Source organism: Asticcacaulis sp. (genome assembly GCF_027484505.1).
GTDB lineage: Bacteria > Pseudomonadota > Alphaproteobacteria > Caulobacterales > Caulobacteraceae > Asticcacaulis.
In genome coordinates this window covers 51,389-69,298 of record NZ_JAIXSV010000133.1, presented here as the reverse complement: position 1 = coordinate 69,298, position 17,910 = coordinate 51,389, and the positions used below count along the sequence as shown (strand labels likewise).

General features: G+C 63.4%; 15 protein-coding genes. 10 read left to right on the top strand and 5 right to left on the bottom strand.

Annotated elements, in window-relative coordinates; translation table 11 throughout:
* Positions 1 to 180: 180 nt before the first annotated feature.
* Complete coding sequence (locus Q0072_RS08900; protein ID WP_298328692.1) at positions 181 to 591, bottom strand: acyl dehydratase; 411 nt, start codon at positions 589 to 591, stop codon at positions 181 to 183.
* A gap of 193 nt (positions 592 to 784) precedes the next feature.
* Here Q0072_RS08900 and Q0072_RS08895 point away from each other — a divergent pair, with 193 nt between their 5' ends.
* Together Q0072_RS08895 and ispG are read left to right on the top strand one after the other, a co-directional pair.
* The gene (locus tag Q0072_RS08895) at positions 785 to 2,035 is read left to right on the top strand and encodes a helix-turn-helix transcriptional regulator (protein ID WP_298328690.1); all 1,251 of its coding nucleotides are present in this window, start codon (positions 785 to 787) and stop codon (positions 2,033 to 2,035) included.
* 66 nt (positions 2,036 to 2,101) lie between these two features.
* The gene (ispG, locus tag Q0072_RS08890; protein WP_298328688.1) at positions 2,102 to 3,235 is read left to right on the top strand and encodes a flavodoxin-dependent (E)-4-hydroxy-3-methylbut-2-enyl-diphosphate synthase; all 1,134 of its coding nucleotides are present in this window, start codon (positions 2,102 to 2,104) and stop codon (positions 3,233 to 3,235) included.
* A gap of 203 nt (positions 3,236 to 3,438) precedes the next feature.
* Here the strand turns inward: ispG and Q0072_RS08885 are convergent, their stop codons facing one another.
* On the bottom strand, positions 3,439 to 5,619 hold the full coding sequence (locus Q0072_RS08885; RefSeq protein ID WP_298328685.1) for an EAL domain-containing protein: 2,181 nt from the start codon (positions 5,617 to 5,619) through the stop codon (positions 3,439 to 3,441).
* 215 nt (positions 5,620 to 5,834) lie between these two features.
* Between Q0072_RS08885 and Q0072_RS08880 the strand changes: the two genes are divergently transcribed.
* The 7 genes from Q0072_RS08880 to Q0072_RS08850 all read left to right on the top strand — a co-directional run bounded on the left by Q0072_RS08880 (position 5,835) and on the right by Q0072_RS08850 (position 11,353).
* Positions 5,835 to 6,440, top strand: coding sequence for a glutathione S-transferase N-terminal domain-containing protein (locus Q0072_RS08880; protein WP_366941792.1), 606 nt, complete (start codon positions 5,835 to 5,837; stop codon positions 6,438 to 6,440).
* A gap of 75 nt (positions 6,441 to 6,515) precedes the next feature.
* Entirely contained in the window at positions 6,516 to 7,589 is a 1,074-nt protein-coding gene (prfA, locus tag Q0072_RS08875) for a peptide chain release factor 1 (protein WP_041658908.1), read from the top strand.
* A 47-nt stretch (positions 7,590 to 7,636) separates the two neighbouring features.
* Complete coding sequence (locus Q0072_RS08870; protein ID WP_298328679.1) at positions 7,637 to 7,969, top strand: hypothetical protein; 333 nt, start codon at positions 7,637 to 7,639, stop codon at positions 7,967 to 7,969.
* Between the two features lie 63 nt (positions 7,970 to 8,032).
* Complete coding sequence (locus tag Q0072_RS08865) at positions 8,033 to 8,827, top strand: MOSC domain-containing protein (protein ID WP_298328676.1); 795 nt, start codon at positions 8,033 to 8,035, stop codon at positions 8,825 to 8,827.
* Between the two features lie 40 nt (positions 8,828 to 8,867).
* Entirely contained in the window at positions 8,868 to 9,584 is a 717-nt protein-coding gene (gene gpmA / locus Q0072_RS08860; protein WP_298328673.1) for a 2,3-diphosphoglycerate-dependent phosphoglycerate mutase, read from the top strand.
* Positions 9,585 to 9,599: 15 nt separating this feature from the next.
* Positions 9,600 to 10,043 (top strand): bifunctional diaminohydroxyphosphoribosylaminopyrimidine deaminase/5-amino-6-(5-phosphoribosylamino)uracil reductase RibD, encoded by a 444-nt coding sequence (locus Q0072_RS08855; RefSeq protein ID WP_298328670.1) that lies wholly within the window; start codon positions 9,600 to 9,602, stop codon positions 10,041 to 10,043.
* 56 nt (positions 10,044 to 10,099) lie between these two features.
* On the top strand, positions 10,100 to 11,353 hold the full coding sequence (locus Q0072_RS08850; protein ID WP_298328667.1) for a pentapeptide repeat-containing protein: 1,254 nt from the start codon (positions 10,100 to 10,102) through the stop codon (positions 11,351 to 11,353).
* A gap of 281 nt (positions 11,354 to 11,634) precedes the next feature.
* Here Q0072_RS08850 and Q0072_RS08845 read toward each other — a convergent pair whose 3' ends face one another.
* The 3 genes from Q0072_RS08845 to cydD form a co-directional block, all read right to left on the bottom strand.
* Entirely contained in the window at positions 11,635 to 12,492 is an 858-nt protein-coding gene (locus tag Q0072_RS08845; RefSeq protein WP_298328664.1) for an isoaspartyl peptidase/L-asparaginase, read from the bottom strand.
* Between the two features lie 199 nt (positions 12,493 to 12,691).
* The gene (locus tag Q0072_RS08840; RefSeq protein WP_298328659.1) at positions 12,692 to 14,293 is read right to left on the bottom strand and encodes an ATP-binding cassette domain-containing protein; all 1,602 of its coding nucleotides are present in this window, start codon (positions 14,291 to 14,293) and stop codon (positions 12,692 to 12,694) included.
* Positions 14,290 to 16,011, bottom strand: coding sequence for a thiol reductant ABC exporter subunit CydD (gene cydD, locus Q0072_RS08835; protein WP_298328656.1), 1,722 nt, complete (start codon positions 16,009 to 16,011; stop codon positions 14,290 to 14,292). The genes Q0072_RS08840 and cydD overlap by 4 nt, the downstream gene beginning before the upstream one ends.
* A gap of 291 nt (positions 16,012 to 16,302) precedes the next feature.
* Here cydD and Q0072_RS08830 point away from each other — a divergent pair, with 291 nt between their 5' ends.
* Entirely contained in the window at positions 16,303 to 17,892 is a 1,590-nt protein-coding gene (locus Q0072_RS08830) for a cytochrome ubiquinol oxidase subunit I (RefSeq protein ID WP_298328653.1), read from the top strand.
* The last annotated feature ends 18 nt before the right edge of the window (positions 17,893 to 17,910 follow it).

Sequence of the window (17,910 nt, the reverse complement as noted above, 5' to 3'; positions counted from 1 at the left end):
GGAATGATTTCAAATGGAATCATTCCGCTTAAGCCGCCATTGAGGCGGCGGCCAAGGTGGCGTAGCCACCGCCCGGCGAGGGACAAAACAAAAATCTGGATCATTATGTTTCCACCGGAGATCATAATGATCTAGTCGGGCGCTTCGCGCCATAATTTCGTGTTTTTCGTGGCTAAAGCCTTACCCAACCGGCGGCGGGTTACGCTGAAACACCGAACGCGTTAGGCACGAAAAGACCAGACGTCCGGCTTCGTCCAGCAGGTCGTGCTGGGCAATGACGACGCCCTTGGTGTCGCCCACCGCGTCCTTGCCCATAATGGTCAGACGCCCGCGCAGCAACTCGCCCGGCGGCGGATTGCGCGACCAGCGCAGGGCATCGACGGCCAGTCGTTTCGTCTGGGGCCAGCCCGAGGCGGCCTCCTGCTCCAGCTTTGACCACAGGGCGAAGATCAGTGCATCGGGCAGGCCGTCCTGCGTGTTCCATGACGGCGCATAGGTGGCGCAGAACTGTTCCAAGTCGCTTTGGGAGACGACGCCCGCGCCAATCGAGGCGACCTGACCAATCCACAAATCGTCAAAGGCGGCAGGCATGGGCAACTCCGTGCAGGGGATGAGGTCCTGACTTCTAAGCTGTGTCGGGGCGTTCGGCAACGCTTTTGCACAGGCTGTCACAAAAGACAGAAAGCCTTGTTCCCAAAAGCCTTACGTATTGATTTGGGACGGGCGCTGTGGTTTGGTTTTCATTACGCTGGGGGGAACAGCGTGCAGGGTTTGCCGAAGTCTGATGAGTGCACAGGACAATATCACGGTTCTTGAGGACGAGGCCTATACGGGCCTGTTCCTGACGGCTGAGCGCGACGCGGCGGTGCGCGCGCAGGGTCAGGTGCTGGCCGGTGGGCGCGTGCAGGGTCAGGCGGAGGCGCTGGCCAGTGATCCGGAAACGCTCGGCAACATCCTGCGTAGCACGCGTGAGGCGCAGGGCTTTTCGCTCGAATACATGGCCGATGTGACCCGCGTGAAGCGCAGCTATCTGGAGGCGCTCGAAGAAGCCGCCTATGACCGGTTGCCGTCGCGCGCCTTCTCTATCGGCTTCGTCAAGGCCTATGCCAAGGCGCTGGGGCTCGACGAAGAGAGTCTGGCCGATCTGTTCAAACGTTCGTTTGCCGATCCGGCGCAATCGGACAAGCTGCGGGCCCCGGTGGGGGCTGCGTTCGAAGACCTGCGGCCGAGCTATCGCCTCTATGGCGGTATTGCGCTGGCGCTGGTACTGGCGGTGGTGGCGTGGAACCTGTTTCAGCGCACGCCGGGCTGGGGCGGGCATCACGCGCAGGCGGCCGATACGACGCCGCAGAAATGGGCACCGGGCGTGCCGCTGGTGCGCGACAGGCTGGTGCTGACGCAAGCGGCGCCGGCGCCCAAGGATCAGGACCTGCCCGTGCCCTATTACACGCCGGGGCTGGAGGAGGGCTTTGCCGCCATTGACGCCGAACGCGCCGAGCAGAACCCGTCGGCGACGGTGGGTGTTCCGCTTCAGATGCGTAAGGCTTTCAACCCGCGCGGGGCGGTGTTTGGCGCAACGCCAGTCGATTCCATGGTGACGATTCAGGCGCAACGCAGTGTCAATCTGGTGCTCACGGGTACGGACAAGCGTGTCTATTTCGCGCGGCAGTTGGGGCCGGGTGAGGCCTACCGCCTGCCGCAGGTCAGCGCTGTCAATCTGCTGATCGAGGTGGGCGATCCCAAGGCGTTTGAAATCTACTATAACGGCGAATTTGCCGGGGTGATGGAGGAGCGCGCAACCTCCGTCTCCAAGCTCAATGCCCGTGCGGCGGCGCTGGCCAAGCTGATGGACGCGCAGATGGAAGCCCTGCGCCCGGCCGGTCGCCCCTCGGACACCGCCGCGCCTGCCGCCACCACCAATACGCCGGTGGTCCCGGCGGACGTCCCGGCGCGTGACGGCCCCATCCCCTACGTGCCGCAGACCCCCCCGGCCGCGACGCCTCAGACAGACCCGGCACCCGCGACCCAGCCCTGAATTGCGGCTGGTAAACCGCCTGTCGAAGGCTTACATAGGGCCCATTGACCCGTATCCCCAGAGTGCATGATGAGTGACCATACGCATGTCCGCCCCTGGCGCATGATCGAGCGCCGCAAAAGCCGCAAGATCAGAGTTGGTAAGGTTGAGGTCGGTGGCGACGCCCCGATCAGCGTGCAGTCCATGACCAATACGCGCACCCATGACGTCGATGCCACCGTACGTCAGATTCACGCGCTGGAAGAGGCGGGGGCCGATATTGTGCGCGTCTCCTGCCCGGACGTGGAATCGACGGCGGCGCTGAAAGACATCGTGCGTCAGGTCAGCGTGCCCATCGTCGCCGACATCCATTTCCACTACAAACGCGGCATCGAAGCCGCTATGGCCGGTGCGGCGTGCCTGCGCATCAATCCGGGCAATATCGGCTCACCGGAGCGCGTGCGTGAGGTGATCAAGGCGGCCAAGGACTATGGCTGCTCCATGCGCATCGGCGTCAATGCCGGGTCGCTGGAGAAGGAATTGCTGGAAAAATATGGCGAGCCGTGCCCGGACGCCATGGTCGAAAGCGCCCTGTTCCACGCCAATATCCTGCGCGATAACGACTTCCACGAATTCAAGATTTCGGTGAAGGCGTCGGACGTGTTCCTCACCGTGGCCGCCTATCAGGCCCTGGCCGACGCCATCGACTGCCCGCTGCATATCGGCGTGACCGAGGCCGGGCCGTTGCGCACCGGGACCATCAAATCGGCCATCGGGCTGGGCAATCTGCTGTGGGCCGGGATCGGCGACACCATCCGCGTCTCTCTGGCCGCCGATCCGGTCGAAGAGATCAAGGTCGGGTTTGATATTCTCAAATCGCTGGGCCTGCGCCACCGCGGCGTCAACATCATCGCCTGCCCGTCCTGCGCCCGGCAGGGCTTCAACGTCATTGAGACGGTGGCGAAGCTGGAGGCGCGTCTGGCCCATATCGCCACGCCCATGTCGCTGTCGATCATCGGTTGCGTCGTCAACGGACCGGGCGAGGCGCTGTACACCGATGTCGGCTTTACCGGCGGCGGGGCCGGGGCGGGCATGGTCTATATGGCAGGCAAGCCAGACCATAAGGTCTCTAACGACGACATGATCGAGCACATTGTCGGTCTGGTCGAAGCCCATGCCGCAAAGCAAAACCAAAGCGAGACAACTCCGGAAGCGGTCTGAGCAGGCGGCTTCTCGACAGATGGCGACAGATAAGGTGTATGATGCGTCATCGGTGGGCGTCTGATGGGTCAAGGGCGCGAAGCGCCAATCTGTGCAATCTGTGCAATCTGTGCAATCTGTGGTTCTCTAACCGCGCCACAGAGTCAGTAAAAAAGCCCCGTCAGGCGAACTGACGGGGCTTTTTGTTTCGGAATATCTGAGGTTTAGCGCACGCCGGCGATATAGCGGCCATTGGTGATGTGGGTCACCTGTGAGGTTGCCTGACCTTCCATCATGATGTCGATCTCGCTGCGATCCACGGGCTTGGAGAACAGATAGCCCTGAATGATGGCGCAGCCGGCCTGACGCAGGATGTGGCTCTGGGCCTGGGTTTCCACCCCCTCGGCCAGAATGCTGAGGTGCAGGGCCTTGGCCAGCTTGATGATGGCGCGGATCAGGGCCTCGGCGTCCGGATCGACCCCCAGATTGGAGACGAAGGAGCGGTCGATCTTGATCTTGTCCACCGGGTAGCGGCTCAGATAGCTGAGCGACGAATAGCCGGTGCCGAAATCGTCGAGCGCGATGGAGAAGCCCATCTGACGCAACGCATTGAGCGTGTTCTGGGTCGGCTGATCGTCGTTGAGCAGCATCCCTTCGGTGATCTCGATTTCGATGGAACGCGGCTCGACGCCGGTTTCGCGCAGCATGTCCTTCAGTTCCGGCAGGAAGCGCGAGGACCGCAACTGCGTCGCCGACACATTGATCGCCACCTTCAGCCCCGGCCAGCGTTTGGAGTCGATCAGGGCGCGGCGCATGATCAGCGTCCCCAGATCCATCATCAGGCCGCATTCTTCGGCCAGAGGCACGAAATAGGCCGGGCTGATCGGGCCGCGCTGCGGGTGGCTCCAGCGGGCCAGCGCCTCGACGCCGACGATGCGGCCATTGTGATCGACCTGCGGCTGATAAACGACGTCGATGGCTTCGACGTGGATGGCTTCGCGCAGCCCCGTCTCCAGCAGTTTGCGCAGCTTGATCGTCGCGTCCATCTCGATTTCGAAGAAGGCGTATTGCGAACGGCCCTGCTCCTTGGCGCGATAGAGCGCCAGGTCGGCCTGACGCAGGGCTTCGGCGGCTTCGATGTCCGCTTCCTGCAACAGGGTGACACCGATGGAGCAGGACGAATAGACCGGGCCGCTTTCCAGCGTGACCTGACCCTTGAGGCCTTCCAGCACGCGCTTGGCCAGAGCCGCCGCAGAGTGGGCGTCCGTGTCGGTCTGGATGATCACGAAGACGTCGCCGCCCAGACGCGCCAGCGTATCGCCCGCCCGGATCATGCTGCCGATCTTCTGCGCCGAATGACGGATCAGTTCGTCGCCCGCCGAATGGCCCAGCGTGTCGTTGACGTCCTTGAAGCGGTCAAGGCCGACGCACATGACGGCGACCGAACCGCCATGACGGCGCAGGCGCTCGGTGGCCTGATTAAGGCGGTCAGTGAACAGGGTGCGGTTGGGCAGGCCGGTCAGGCCGTCGTGCAGGGCCATATGCTTGGCGCGCGCTTCCGAAGCGATCAGGCTGCGCGCGGTCTTCTGGCTGCGGTGCAGCAGCGCCAGCGCCACGCCGCCCAGACCAGCCGAAACCAGCAGGGAGGGGATCAGCGCACGCATGAACAGGTCAAGCCCCGGTCGCGACGGCTGCCAGGTCAGCTCGGCCTTTTCCTGACCGGTCGAGTCGGTGAACACGGCGCGCGCCGAACCGGGTTGCACGTTCTGACCGCTGCGCAGTTCGGTGATATCGCTCAGCAGATGCCCCTGCGACAGGGCCGCCAGCTCGGCATTGCTCAGCCGATGCGAGCCTACCACCAGATAGGGGGTGTAGCGCGCCAGATCCTGTCGCGTGCTGTCGGGCAGGATCAGGCTGGCCCCCAGCAGGTAGACGTGGCCATCCAGCACGGTCAGCCGCGCGATGGCGTTGGTTTTCGACGTGAAGCCGATGCCTGAGGCGGTATAGATATAGTGGCGTTCGCGCAGGTCTTTTGACAGGCGGGTAATTTCACCGCTCAGGCGATCATAGGCGGCTAGAGAGGTTTCCTGCTTGCCTTCCCACGCCAGCACCGGACGATTGAGACCGTCCAGCACGAAGGTCTGCTCGTAATTCAGATATTCAGAGAAATAGCTGCCGTAATTGTCGGCGACGAACTGATGGTCGAATTTGACCACCGTCCGATTGACCGCTTCGTTCCAGATGGTCATGGGGGCCATCAAGCGCGCCTGCGTCTCCGCCAGATGCATGAGCCCGCTGCGCACGTAGTTTTCTTCGCGCTCGCGGCTCGACTTGTCGATTTCGGCGGCCCAGATCCACAAGGACCCGATCAACGCACACACGGCCCCGACCACAACAATGGTCATGGGGGCCAAAAGTCTTAATTCACTCCGGTCTCGTTTCACGAGGCGTACTCATTCTGAGGGCGGTTACCTGAGGTGCCACCATACGGTAAAAGCCTTAAATTAAGGCAAATGGAAAACTCTTTTGTAATGAAAGGGTTGCGCGTCTGTGCGCAGATGTGTGCAATGGTTTTTCCCTTGACCATCAACAGGTTGGGTCGCATGTATACAGGCCTGTAATGGAGGCTGTTATGCGGTTGTTTATCAATTCAGGTTCGCCTTTTGCGCGAAAATGCAGAATTGTGGTTCGGGAAATGGGGCTGACGGACCGTGTGGAGGACGTGCCAACCGTGACTTTGGACAGCGTTCCGGAGCACGTGGCCGTTAACCCTTTTGCGCAGGTGCCGGCGCTGGTGACCGACCACGGGGCGTTTGTGGATTCGACGCTGATCTGCGAATGGCTGGTCGCGCATTACGGGCCTTACCCGCTCTATCCGGAAGGCGAGGCGCAGTGGGCGGCACGTCAGGCCGAGACGCTGGCCGACGGGATTTTGGAAACCGCTGTGAAGATGGTGATTGAGCACCGTCGCCCGGAACACGAACGCTCTGCCGCGTGGCTCAAGCGCTGGGAAGAGGGGCTGCGCCGGGCCCTGAAGGCTGTGGATGGGCAGTGTCACATCGCCGAAGGCGTCCCCGGACTGGCCGAAATCACTCTGGCTTCGGCGGCGACCTATATCGATTTCCGCTTCCCCAAACTCGACTGGCACGCCGAGGCCCCGCGCCTTGTAGCCCTGCGCGATCATCTGGAAAAACGCCAATCCTTTATCGACACCTATCCCGCTTAAAGGTAAGAAGCGCGCTTTACCCCCTCCCGGCATTGCGGGGAGGGGCCACGAAGTCTTTTGAGGTCGTTCCCTTTGATACGTCTGCCCCAGGCCAAACTCGATCAGGTCGTCGATCGTTTCCGCATGATCGAGGCGCGCATGGAAAGCGCCACCGATGGCACAGAGATCGTCAAGCTGTCGAAGGAACACGCCGAACTGAAACCCGTGGTCGATGCGGTGACGGCGCTGCTCAAGGCGCGCGCGTCGGGGCCGGAGCTTGAGGAACTGATCGCGCTCAATGATCCCGAACTGTCGCCGCTGGCGCAGGAGGAATTTCAGGAGCTGAAAGAGCGCCTGCCGGAGCTGGAACGCGGCGTGGCGCTGTTGCTGGCCCCCAAAGACAAGGACGAGAATGCCTCGGCCATCCTCGAAGTGCGCGCCGGGACCGGCGGCGACGAGGCGGCGCTGTTCGCCGGCGACCTGTTCCGCATGTATTCGCGCTATGCGGCGTCGCAGGGCTGGCGCGTTGAGATTGACTCGATCAGCGAAGGCGATGCGGGTGGCTATAAGGAAATCATCGCCTCGGTGACCGGCGACGGCGTGTTCGGCAAGCTGAAGTTCGAATCCGGTGTGCACCGCGTGCAGCGCGTCCCGGCCACCGAAGCGGGCGGCCGCATCCACACCTCAGCGGCCACCGTCGCCGTCCTGCCCGAAGCCGAAGACGTTGAAATCGACATTCAGGACAAAGACATCCGCATCGACACCTACCGCGCGTCGGGCTCCGGCGGTCAGCACGTCAACAAGACCGACTCGGCGGTGCGTATCACCCACCTGCCGACGGGGATCGTCGCGACCTCATCGGAAAAGTCGCAGCACATGAACCGGCAGATCGCCATGCGCAACCTCAAGGCGCGCCTGTACGACATTCAGCGTCAGGCGCTTGATGCCGCACGCTCCGATGCCCGAAAATCGCAGGTCGGCTCCGGCGACCGCTCGGAACGCATCCGCACCTATAACTACCCGCAGGGCCGGGTGTCCGATCACCGCATCAACCTGACCCTCTATAACCTGTCGCAATTTATGGAAGGCGAGATGGATCAGATGATCAACGCCCTGATCGCCGACGATCAGGCCGCGCGTCTGGCCATGCTTGAAGAAGAACTGGGATAGGTGTAGCCTCTACTCTTGGCTGAAGATTTCAGTTTTTCGGGGGGCTTATGTATCTCAGGATATTCGCAACGCTGGTCTCACTTTTGGTGGTGATCTGGGCCGTTACGCAGGGCCAGGTCTATGCCCTTTTCTGGCTTGGCGTGCCGGTCGGGATGTGGCTGGACCATTTCAAGGTCAGGCCCGCCGTGCAGTTTGCCGCGCTGGCCTGTTTGTTCGTCCCCATCGGCGTATGGGCTTTTCGGGATATGGACTTGCCGGGCCTGTGGCAATTCATGACGAAAGAGTGGCTGACAACCATAGTCATACTGTTCCTACCTGCTTTTTTCGGTCTCTACGCGGCCTATGTCTGGTGGGAAAAGCGGCCAATGGCCCGAAAGTAAGACGCGCGTTCAATGGGCAACCGATGGGTATATTTTAGCCGCGCGCTGCGCTAAGGCTCATCCATGCACCCGACCAATGGTAAAATCGACTCCCTGTGGCGGCATCCGGTTAAGGGCTTTACGCCCGAACCCGTGGCGGAGACCTGCCTGACGGTCGATGGCTTCTTCCCTTTCGATCGTCTGTTTGCGCTTGAGGTCGGGCCCTCGGGTTATGACCGCGATGACCCGAAATTCCTCTCCAAGATGAAGTACGCCGTGCTGGCGCGCTATCCCGCCGTGGCGCGGCTGCGCACCCGTTATGATGAGATCACAGAGCGTCTGTTCGTCGATGATCGCTCCTTCGATATTGCGCAACCCGCCGGGCGTCACGCGCTGGAGCGGCATATCGAAACCGTGCTGGCGGCGCATGAGGATTACGACCCGGTGGCGCAGCCCCTGCGGTTTCTCGATATCCGCGAAGGCGCGGTCGATCATTATCGCTTCACCGACTCGGCCAAAGGCTTTGTGTCGATCCTCAATCTGAACAGCGTGCGCGACCTGTCCGCGCGCATGGGCATCGACCTAGATCCCTTGCGGTTGCGCGCCAATATCTGGGTCGAGGGGTGGTCAGGGTTTGAAGACCACGCCTTTGTGGGCAAGGCGCTGCGCATCGGGGAAGAGGGGCCTCTGCTGGAGGTGTTGAAACCCATTGTGCGTTGTGTGGCGACGCACGTGAACCCGCAGACGGCGCAGCGCGATGCCGAGATGGTGCAGGCGCTGTGGACCCACTATGGTCACCGCGACTGCGGCCTTTATTGCCGCGTGGTGTCGCCGGGGCTGATCCGTGCCGGTGATGCGGTTGACCCGCAGGTGGCCTGATCCTATAGCAGGAACCGTCGTTTATTCTAAAGGTGTCCGGATGCCCAAACTCATTCTCCTCCGTCACGGCCAGAGCCAGTGGAACCTCGAAAACCGCTTCACCGGCTGGGTGGACGTCAATCTGACGGCCGAAGGCGAAGCGCAGGCGGTCAAGGGCGGAGAGCTGATCAAGGCCGAGGGGATCGAGATCGACCGCGCCTTTACCTCGGTGCTGACGCGCGCCATCCGCACCTGCAATCTGGCGCTCGATGCCGCCGGGCAGTCCTACGTGCCGGTGATCAAGGACTGGCACCTCAATGAGCGCCACTATGGTGGTCTGACGGGGCTTGATAAGGCCGAAACCGCCGCCCTGCACGGTGATGAGCAGGTGAAGATCTGGCGCCGGTCCTACGACGTGCCGCCGCCCGAACTGTCGGCCGACAGCGCCTATGACTTCTCGAAGGATCGCCGCTATGCCGGTTCGGTCCTGCCGCTGACCGAGAGCCTGAAGACGACTTTGGACCGCGTGCTGCCCTTCTGGGACGGCTCGATTGTGCCGGCGCTGAAGGCCGGGGATACGGTGCTGGTGGCGGCGCACGGCAATTCGATCCGCGCCATTATCAAGCTGCTGTTCAACCTGGGTGAGGCCGAGATTCTGGAGGTCGAAGTGCCGACCTCGAACCCGCTGGTCATCGACCTTGATGCGGCGCTGACGCCCGTGTCGGCGAAATATCTCGATGCCGAGCGTGCGAATCCTGTGCCGGTTTTGCAGGGGTAGGGGAAGGGCGGGGCGATGAGCGATACCCGCCACATGGCGCGGGCCATTGCGCTGGCCACAGCCCAACAGGGGCGCACCGTGCCCAATCCGCCGGTCGGCTGCGTCATCGTCAGGGACGGTGTCGTCATCGCCGAAGCCGCCACGGGTGACGGCGGGCGACCGCACGCCGAAGAGGCGGCGCTGGCGCAACTCGATAACCGCGCGGAAGGGGCCACGGCCTATGTGACGCTGGAACCCTGTGGCGCACGCTCTCACGGCGGCCTGTCCTGTTCGCAGCGACTGGTCGAAGCGGGGGTCCGCCGCGTCGTCTTCGCCTGTCATGACCCGTCGCCCTATGCCGCGCACCTCGGCATTGCGCGCATGAGCGAGGCCGGACTTACGGTCGAAACCGGGGTGATGGCCGAAGAGGCCGCGACCCTGATTGCCGATTTTGTGAATAATCTGCCGGTTAAGCCCTGATTTAGGCTTTTTCAGTAGGGTTAATCAAAACCCTCTCGAAAGGTCCGTCCCCGCGCATGAGCGCCACCACCGGACAGTCACGCTACACCCGTCTGACCCAGGCGCAGGTGGACGCGATCTGCCAGAAGCACGAGCGTCTCAAGGCTATGAAGCCCGGAGGTGCGCGGGCCGTTTTCGCGTGGATGGACGTGTCGGGGCTGGATTTCCGCGGGCGCGACCTGCGCGACGCCGATTTCACCGCCGCCATCATGGTCGGCGCAGATGTGTCAGGCGCGCTGCTCGATCAGTCGAACCTCTATTGCGTCGATATGCAGATGGCCAATCTGACCCGCGCCTCCTTGCGTCGCACGGATTTGCGCGGGGCTTGCCTGCGCGGGGCCAATCTGGCCGATGTGGACCTGTTTGAGGCCGATCTGCGCGAAGGGGCGCTGGCCCTGCCGGACAAGGCGGCGGGTCTGGCCTATGTCGAAGTGTCCACCCGCGTGTCGGACGCCGGGTTTACCAATCTGCGCGGGGCCAATCTGGAGCGCTCCAAGCTGTCGGGGATTCAGGCCATGAAGGCCGATTTCACCGACGCCATCCTCAAATCGTGCAAGCTGGTCCGCGCCAATCTCAAACAGGCGATCATGGACAATTGCGACCTGTCCGGTGCGGACATGTCGGGCTGCGATGTCAGCGGTGCATCGCTGAAAGACGCGGTGATGATCGGCACCAAGACCGAGAGCTGGAACGCCTCACAGACCAATCTGAGCGGTGTGCTGACCGAAAAGGCCGCCGGGACGGACGTCAGCCGTCTGCCCTATGACGAGATGATCCGGGAGCACGCCGAATGGGTCGATAGTGTGGGCAAGGCGGGCAAGCCGTCGGCCTTTGACAAGGCCGATCTGCGCGCGCTCAAATCCATCAGCGGGCTCAATCTGGCGGCGCTATCGGCCAAAGGGGCGGTGTTTTACGGCCTCGATATGCGCGGTATTCAGTTGCAGGGCGCGCACCTCGAAGGGGCGGACCTGCGCAATTGCGACCTGAGCGGGGCCGACCTGCGCGGCGCGCAGATGAAGGGCGTGCGGATGGACGGGGCCAATCTGGAGGGGGCCAATATCGGGCCGCTGAGGCTGGCCGGTGACCGGCTGTTCCCGGCGGACCTCAGAGAGGCGCGCATCCGCGGGGCCAATCTGCAACGCGCCGATCTGCGTCAGGCGCGCCTCGACGGGGCCGACCTGTCGCGCTCCGACCTCGACAAGGCGCAGATGACGCTGGAAAGCCTCGTCAATGTCGTCTGCGTCGGCCTTAAGGGCAAGATCGCGGCTTAGGCGGCAAAAGCAGAGAAGTTTAACCACGGATAGCACGGATGGACCCGCTGCGCGGGCCCTGACACGGATATAGGTCACAGAGAGCTATGTGTCCGTTTTAGAGCGCCTTCCGAAACGAAGTTCGGCGAAGCCAAAAGTGCGATGCACTTTTCGGAGAAATTGCGCGACAAAACAGAAACTTAGAGCGGGATGGTGCTTCCACTTAAAATCATCCCGCTCTAAACCATGATATCCGTGGGACCGCCGAAGGCGGTCATCCGTGTCTATCCGTGGTTCAAAACCTAAAACGCCTCGGAAACAATATCCCCATCACCGCTGAACCAGGCGCGCTTCATGCCCGCCGAGCGGAAGGGGGTATGCACCTCACCGGAGCGGGTGACGACGATCAGCCCGCCTTCGCCGCCCATGCGCGCGATCTGCTCCAGCACCTGACCGGCGCTTTCGAACGCGCCCTGACCGGCCCCGATACGGAAGGCCACCTGTGCGGCGGCCTGAACGCGCAGGAAGTATTCGCCCTGACCGGTGCAGGAGATGGCGGCGTGGTCGTCGGCCCAGGTGCCCGCCCCGATGATCGGCGTGTCGCCGACGCGGCCCGGCAGCTTGCCGAACACGCCGGCCGTCGAGGTCGCCGCCGCCAGATCGCCATAGGAATCGAGACACACGCACCCGACCGTCCCGTGCGCCAGTGTCCCCGGCGGATAGTTGGACTCAAAAGCCCCGGCGCGGGTGAAATAGTCGTCGGTCACCGTCTCAAAGCCCTGCGCTTCGGCAAATTGCCGCGCGCCATCGCCGGCCAGCAGGACGTGCGGCGTCTTTTCCATCACGGCGCGGGCGATAGCGACAGGGTTCTTGTACCCAGCCAGTGCGGCGACCGCTCCGGCGCGACGGTCCGCCCCGCTCATCAGGCTGGCGTCCAGTTCAAACACACCGGCGGCATTGGGCGACGCGCCTTTGCCGGCCACATAGAGGCCGGAGTCTTCGAGCGAGCGCACGGTCTCGGTGACCACATCCAGCGCGCGGGCGCCGTTATGAAGGTTGTGACGCGCAATCTTGGCCAGCCCCTTCATGTGGGTGATTTCGCGGCCATAGTCGCGGCCGGCCTTGGCCCCGGCGCCGCCATGCAGGGCGAATGCGATCATCAGACGTGTCCTTCGGGTCGTTTAGCCGGGTTTTAGGCGAAGAGACGGGCGAAAGCTACCCCTGTGCCTTCCCGACGTGTCGGGGAGGGACTGCGCGAGCCGCCAAAGGCGATAATCGGACCGCCGATGCGGATGCGGTGGTGGTGGGGCTCGTGAAACGGGGATATGCGCATGAGGATATGCCTCCGGCCCCCCTCCGTCACGCCTTCGGCGCGCCACCTCCCCCGGCACGCCGGGGGAGTAGGAAATAAGAGTCAATCAAGAGTTCCTGATCGCACAGCCGTCGCGGGCCCGGACGGTGGCTGACGAGGATCAGGCCCTGACCCGTGCGCTTAAGATGCCCTTCGACCGCCTCGGTGACGGCGGCTTCGGTGGCAGCGTCCAGCCCCTCGGTCGGCTCATCCAGCACCAGCACATCGGCCTGACGCAGCAGGGCGCGGGCGAGGCTGAGGCGCTTGCGCTCACCGCCCGACAGGGTCACGCCGCCGTCGCCGATCCATTGGTGCAGGCCCTTGGGCATGGCCGCGACACGGGTTTTCAGTTGCGCCGCCTCCAGCGCGGCCCACACCCGCGCCGTCAGGCTTTCCGGCGTTTCCGCCGCGATCTCCTGCGGCGACAGGGCCATCAGCAGATTATCGCCGATGGTGCCATTGAGCACCGGCGCGTCCTGCGGCAACAGGCTGAATCGCAGGTCGGGCAGGGCGGTGAGCCCCGGCACCTCGTCCATCGGGCGCAAACCGATCAGGGCGTCGATCAGACGCGTCTTGCCCGATCCCGACGCGCCGCTGATCAGAAGGCGCGTCTGCGGGCCAAGATTGTAGTCGTGCCCGCCGTAGCGCAGAACCGACCCCGTGCGCGGCGTGGGTGGCACGGCCTCTGCGTCGCCCAGTTCCGCCACCCGCGCTTCGGCCTCGGAGAACAGGCGCTTTTGCGCCACGGCCTTCAGAAGCGGGCCGGTCGATTCGAAGGCCACCGTCGTCACCAGCAGGCCGAGCGCCAGCATCGGCATGGGAGCCCGCGCGTGGGTCATCACCATCAGGCTCAGGGTGGCGGCCAGCACGCTCAGGTTCAGCAGGACCGGCAGGCTTTCAGTGCGCGCCTGCGCCTCACGTGCTGTGCGTAGCGCCGTCTCCTGCTCTGATAATCGCGCTATAAACCGCTCTGATAACCGATAGGCGGCGATGTCGGGCAGGAAGGGCAGGGTTTCGTGCACGCTGTCTTTCAGCGCCCCCAGTTCGGGCAGGCCCGTTGTGGGGATGGGTGTGACGCGGCGCGACAGGCCGATCAGCGCACCGATGCCCGCCGCCGCAATCAGGGTGGCCAGAGGCGACAGCAGCAGGCTCAGGATCAGCGCCGCGATCAGCCCACCCAGCGCTGAGGCCCAGTGGCTTTGCGCCACCAGTGCGTTTTCCAGTTGCCCGACATCCTGCACCAGCCGTGCCGAGGTCTCGCCCCGGCTGAAGCGCAGCGGTGCATGGCTTACCCGCTCAAACAGCCACGGACGCAACTCCGCCAAAGTACGTAAGCCCGCCGTATGGCCGCTCAGGCGCTCGAAATAGCGCATGACGGTGCGCGCAATGGCCAGTCCGCGAATGGCCGCCGAGGGCAGCAGATAGTTGAAGGCCATCATCACCGCGCCGCCCGCCGCTCCGGCTATGGCGGCTCCGGCCAGAAACCAGCCGGACAGGCCGAGCAGGGTGGTGGCCGCGATCGACACGCCTGCCGCGCAGACTGAGGCAACGATCAGGGACGAACGCTGACGGCGTTTCAGGTCGGCAAAATAGGCTTTGAAGGCGCTCATAACCGCACCTCGTGCGTGGCGATGGCGGCCAGCGCCTCGGAATGGGTGGCCATGATCACGGTGCGGCCTGTGGCGGCGGTGCGGATGGCCGCGATCAGGGCAGCTTCGGCCTGCGGGTCAAGATCGGCGGTGGGTTCATCAAGCAGAAGCAGGGGCGCGGGTTTGAGCAGAGCGCGCGCCAGACCGATGCGCCGCCGCTCGCCACCGGAGAGGCCTGAGCCGCGCTCATCCAGCGGTGTCTCAAGCCCGCGCGCCGCCACCAGCGCCGCAAGCCCGGTCAGGGCGATCACTCGCTGCACCTCGGTGTCGCTGGCCTGCGGGTGCGACAGGCGCAGATTGTCGGCCAGGGTGCCGGGCAGGATCGGCGTGTGCTGCGACATCCACGCCAGGCTGGGCGACAGGTCGTGCGCAGGCGTCAGAGGCTGACCGTCGATTTCGATAAGGCCGCGCGCCTCTACGTCTCCGCCGTTCCCCAGTAGCAGGCGCAGCAGGGTGGACTTGCCCGACCCCGTTTCGCCGCGCAGGGCGATGATGGCCCCGCTGTCGGCGCTGAAACTCACCGGGGCGAAGACGGGCGCTGGATCGTCGGCAAAGGCAGCGCTGACCTGATCAAAGCGCAGGGCCGGGGCGGTGGTGAGCGTCAGCGGCACCGTGTCCGGCGTCTCCAGTCGCGCCTCCAGCGCCATCAGGGCTTCGGCGGCGGCGCGCGCCTGCTGTTCTTCGTGATAGGCGGCGCTCAGGCGGCGCAGCGGAAGATAGACTTCGGGGGCCAGCGCCAGAGCAAAGAAGGCCGGCGCAAAGGCGTCGCCACCGAACAGGCCTTTATTGAAATCGAGAACAGCCGGCACGGGGAAGGGCAGCAGGCCCAGCAGGGCAAACCCGCAATAGACGGCGATCAGGGCCACCGACAGGGCGGCGAAAAACTCCAGTATGGCCGAACCCGTGAAAGCCATGCGCAGGACCGACAGGGTGCGCTCCGACACATCGCGGGCAGCGCGCCGCACCTTTTCGACCTGCGCGGCTTCGTTATCAAACGCGCGGATCAGCGGCAGGTGGCGCAGACGGTCGGCGAACAGGCCCGACAACCGCGTCAGGGCCGCAAGCTGACGCCGGGATTCGGCGGCGGTGGCCATTCCGGACAGGGCCATCAGTGTGACAAAGGGACACAGGGTGAAGAGGATGATGGCGGCCGCCAGAGGCGAGGCCACCCCAATAGCGAGGGTGACCAGAAGCGGCGTCAGGGCCGTCGCCTGCCGTGCCGGAACGAAGCGCGCATAATAGCCTTCAAGCGCTTCGGTATGCTCAAACAGCGCCGTCATGCGCCCCATCTGAGAGGCCCCGACGCCGCGCCCCGACAGCGCTTTGCGCATCAGGGACAGGCGCAGGCTTTCGATGATCAGGCGCGCCGATTTGAGGCTAAGGACCTGATTATAGTAGGAAATAACACCCCTGAGACACAGGCTGAGGAACAATAAGGCCAGACCCGTCAAGGGAAACTGACCGGCGCGCACCGCCTGAAGGCTCAGGGCCAGTCCGGCGGCAAAGCCCGTGGCGCATATGACCGACCCGATCTCAAGCTGTCGCACAAGTGTGACTTGTCTTTTCGCCGGATCGGCCCATAGTTTCAGCGTCTGACGCACAGCTTTGGCGCGACTCTTTTCGGCGTCGCGGGCAGCATCCTTAAGGGTCTCAGGGGTACGGGGACGTGGGTGCGACATTTGGTGCGATAGGGCGTTTCAGGGGCGGGGCATATACTCAGGCCCAGCTTAAAGCCTCATGCCGAAAAGTGGACACCACTTTTCGGAAAAACATGAGGCGTTACTAAAAATCAGAGCGATGCGGCGACTCACCTGAGCCGCCAAATGCTCTGAATGTTTAGGCTCGTAGGCCGGAAGGGTTTTCTCCTAGCCCATTTCGGACATCAAGGGGCAAATTTCCACTCTGCTGCTGCACCTTGCCGCAGGAGCGTGTGATCTAAAAACCCCAATAACCCGAGGGATATATCTCAAATGGATATGATGACGGTCGATCTATCAAGGCTACAGTTCGCCTTGACGGCGCTGTATCACTTTCTGTTCGTCCCGCTGACGCTTGGCCTTTCCTTCATGCTGGTCATCATGGAAAGCGTCTATGTGCTGACGCGGCGCGAAATCTGGCGCACCATTACCCGTTTCTGGGGCACGCTTTTCGGCATCAACTTCGTGCTGGGCGTGGCCACGGGTCTGACCATGGAATTCCAGTTCGGAACCAACTGGTCCTATTATTCACACTTTGTCGGCGACATCTTCGGGGCGCCTCTGGCCATTGAGGGCCTGATGGCCTTCTTCCTCGAAGCGACCTTTGTCGGCCTGATGTTCTTTGGCTGGGACCGGCTGTCGCGCGTCGGGCACCTGATGGTGACCTTCCTTGTGGCACTGGGCACCAACCTGTCGGCCCTGTGGATCCTGATCGCCAACGGCTGGATGCAGAACCCGGTTGGTGCGGATTTCAACCCGGCCACCATGCGGATGGAAGTGTCCGACTTCATGGCCGTGCTGTTCAATCCGGTGGCGCAGGCTAAGTTCGTGCACACCGTCTCAGCGGGCTATGTGATCGCGGCGGTCTTCGTGCTTGGCGTATCGGCCATCTATCTGCTTAAGGGCAAGTGGGTGTCGGTCGCCAAGCGTTCGATGGCGGTGGCAGCGGCCTTTGGTCTGGCCTCCTCGCTGTCGGTCGTCGTTCTGGGCGACGAGTCGGGCTATGCCCTGACCGATAACCAGAAGATGAAGCTGGCCGCGCTTGAGGCCATGTGGCACACCGAGCCGGCTCCGGCGGGCCTGACCCTGTTCGGTATTCCGAACCTCAAGACCCAGCACACCGATATGGAAGTCAAGGTGCCCTATGTTCTGGGCCTGATCTCCACGCGCTCGCTCGACCGTCCGGTCATCGGCATCCTTGACCTCGTTGAAACGGCTGAACACCGTATCCAGTCGGGTGTGGCTGCCTATGACGCCGTTGAAAAGCTGAAGGTCAATCCCGAAGACCTTGCCGCCCGCGCGCAGTTCGAAGCGCACAAGCGCGACATCGGTTACGGCTATCTGCTGAAAAAGTACGTCGCTGATCCGCGTACCGCCGACGCCGCCCTCATCCAGAAGGCCGCCCTCGACACCATCCCCAATGTGCCGGTGATGTTCTGGACCTTCCGCCTGATGGCCGCGATCGGCTTTGCCATGATCGCCCTGTTCGCTGTGGCCTTCGTGCTGGTTAGCTTGCGCAAGGCCGAGCATAGCCGCTGGTTCCTGCGCCTGTGCGTGCTGGCCATCCCGCTGCCGTGGCTGGCGGCGGAAGCCGGGTGGGTGCTGGCCGAACTGGGGCGTCAGCCCTGGGCCGTCGAAGGCGTCCTGCCCACCTTTATGGGCGCGTCCAGCCTCACCGTCGGTCAGATCTGGGTGACTATCGTCGGCTTCACCCTGCTGTATGGCACGCTGGCCGTCATCGAAGTCGGCCTGCTGGTCAAGACCATCAAGACCGGTCCCTATGCGTCGAAATTCGGTCGTATGCACGACGCCGAAGAGGCCAGCCCGCTTCAGGGCGGGGCTGTCACTGGCCCGGCGGAATAAAGCGCAGACAAAGGAGTA

Coding starts and splice junctions, on each gene's coding strand:
- Q0072_RS08900 (WP_298328692.1), bottom strand. CDS start 591: ATGCCTGCCGCCTTTGACGATTTGTGGATTGGTCAGGTCGCCTCGATT.
- Q0072_RS08895 (WP_298328690.1), top strand. CDS start 785: ATGAGTGCACAGGACAATATCACGGTTCTTGAGGACGAGGCCTATACG.
- ispG (WP_298328688.1), top strand. CDS start 2,102: ATGATGAGTGACCATACGCATGTCCGCCCCTGGCGCATGATCGAGCGC.
- Q0072_RS08885 (WP_298328685.1), bottom strand. CDS start 5,619: ATGACCATTGTTGTGGTCGGGGCCGTGTGTGCGTTGATCGGGTCCTTG.
- Q0072_RS08880 (WP_366941792.1), top strand. CDS start 5,835: ATGGAGGCTGTTATGCGGTTGTTTATCAATTCAGGTTCGCCTTTTGCG.
- Q0072_RS08870 (WP_298328679.1), top strand. CDS start 7,637: ATGTATCTCAGGATATTCGCAACGCTGGTCTCACTTTTGGTGGTGATC.
- Q0072_RS08865 (WP_298328676.1), top strand. CDS start 8,033: ATGCACCCGACCAATGGTAAAATCGACTCCCTGTGGCGGCATCCGGTT.
- gpmA (WP_298328673.1), top strand. CDS start 8,868: ATGCCCAAACTCATTCTCCTCCGTCACGGCCAGAGCCAGTGGAACCTC.
- Q0072_RS08855 (WP_298328670.1), top strand. CDS start 9,600: ATGAGCGATACCCGCCACATGGCGCGGGCCATTGCGCTGGCCACAGCC.
- Q0072_RS08850 (WP_298328667.1), top strand. CDS start 10,100: ATGAGCGCCACCACCGGACAGTCACGCTACACCCGTCTGACCCAGGCG.
- Q0072_RS08845 (WP_298328664.1), bottom strand. CDS start 12,492: ATGATCGCATTCGCCCTGCATGGCGGCGCCGGGGCCAAGGCCGGCCGC.
- Q0072_RS08840 (WP_298328659.1), bottom strand. CDS start 14,293: ATGAGCGCCTTCAAAGCCTATTTTGCCGACCTGAAACGCCGTCAGCGT.
- cydD (WP_298328656.1), bottom strand. CDS start 16,011: ATGTCGCACCCACGTCCCCGTACCCCTGAGACCCTTAAGGATGCTGCC.
- Q0072_RS08830 (WP_298328653.1), top strand. CDS start 16,303: ATGGATATGATGACGGTCGATCTATCAAGGCTACAGTTCGCCTTGACG.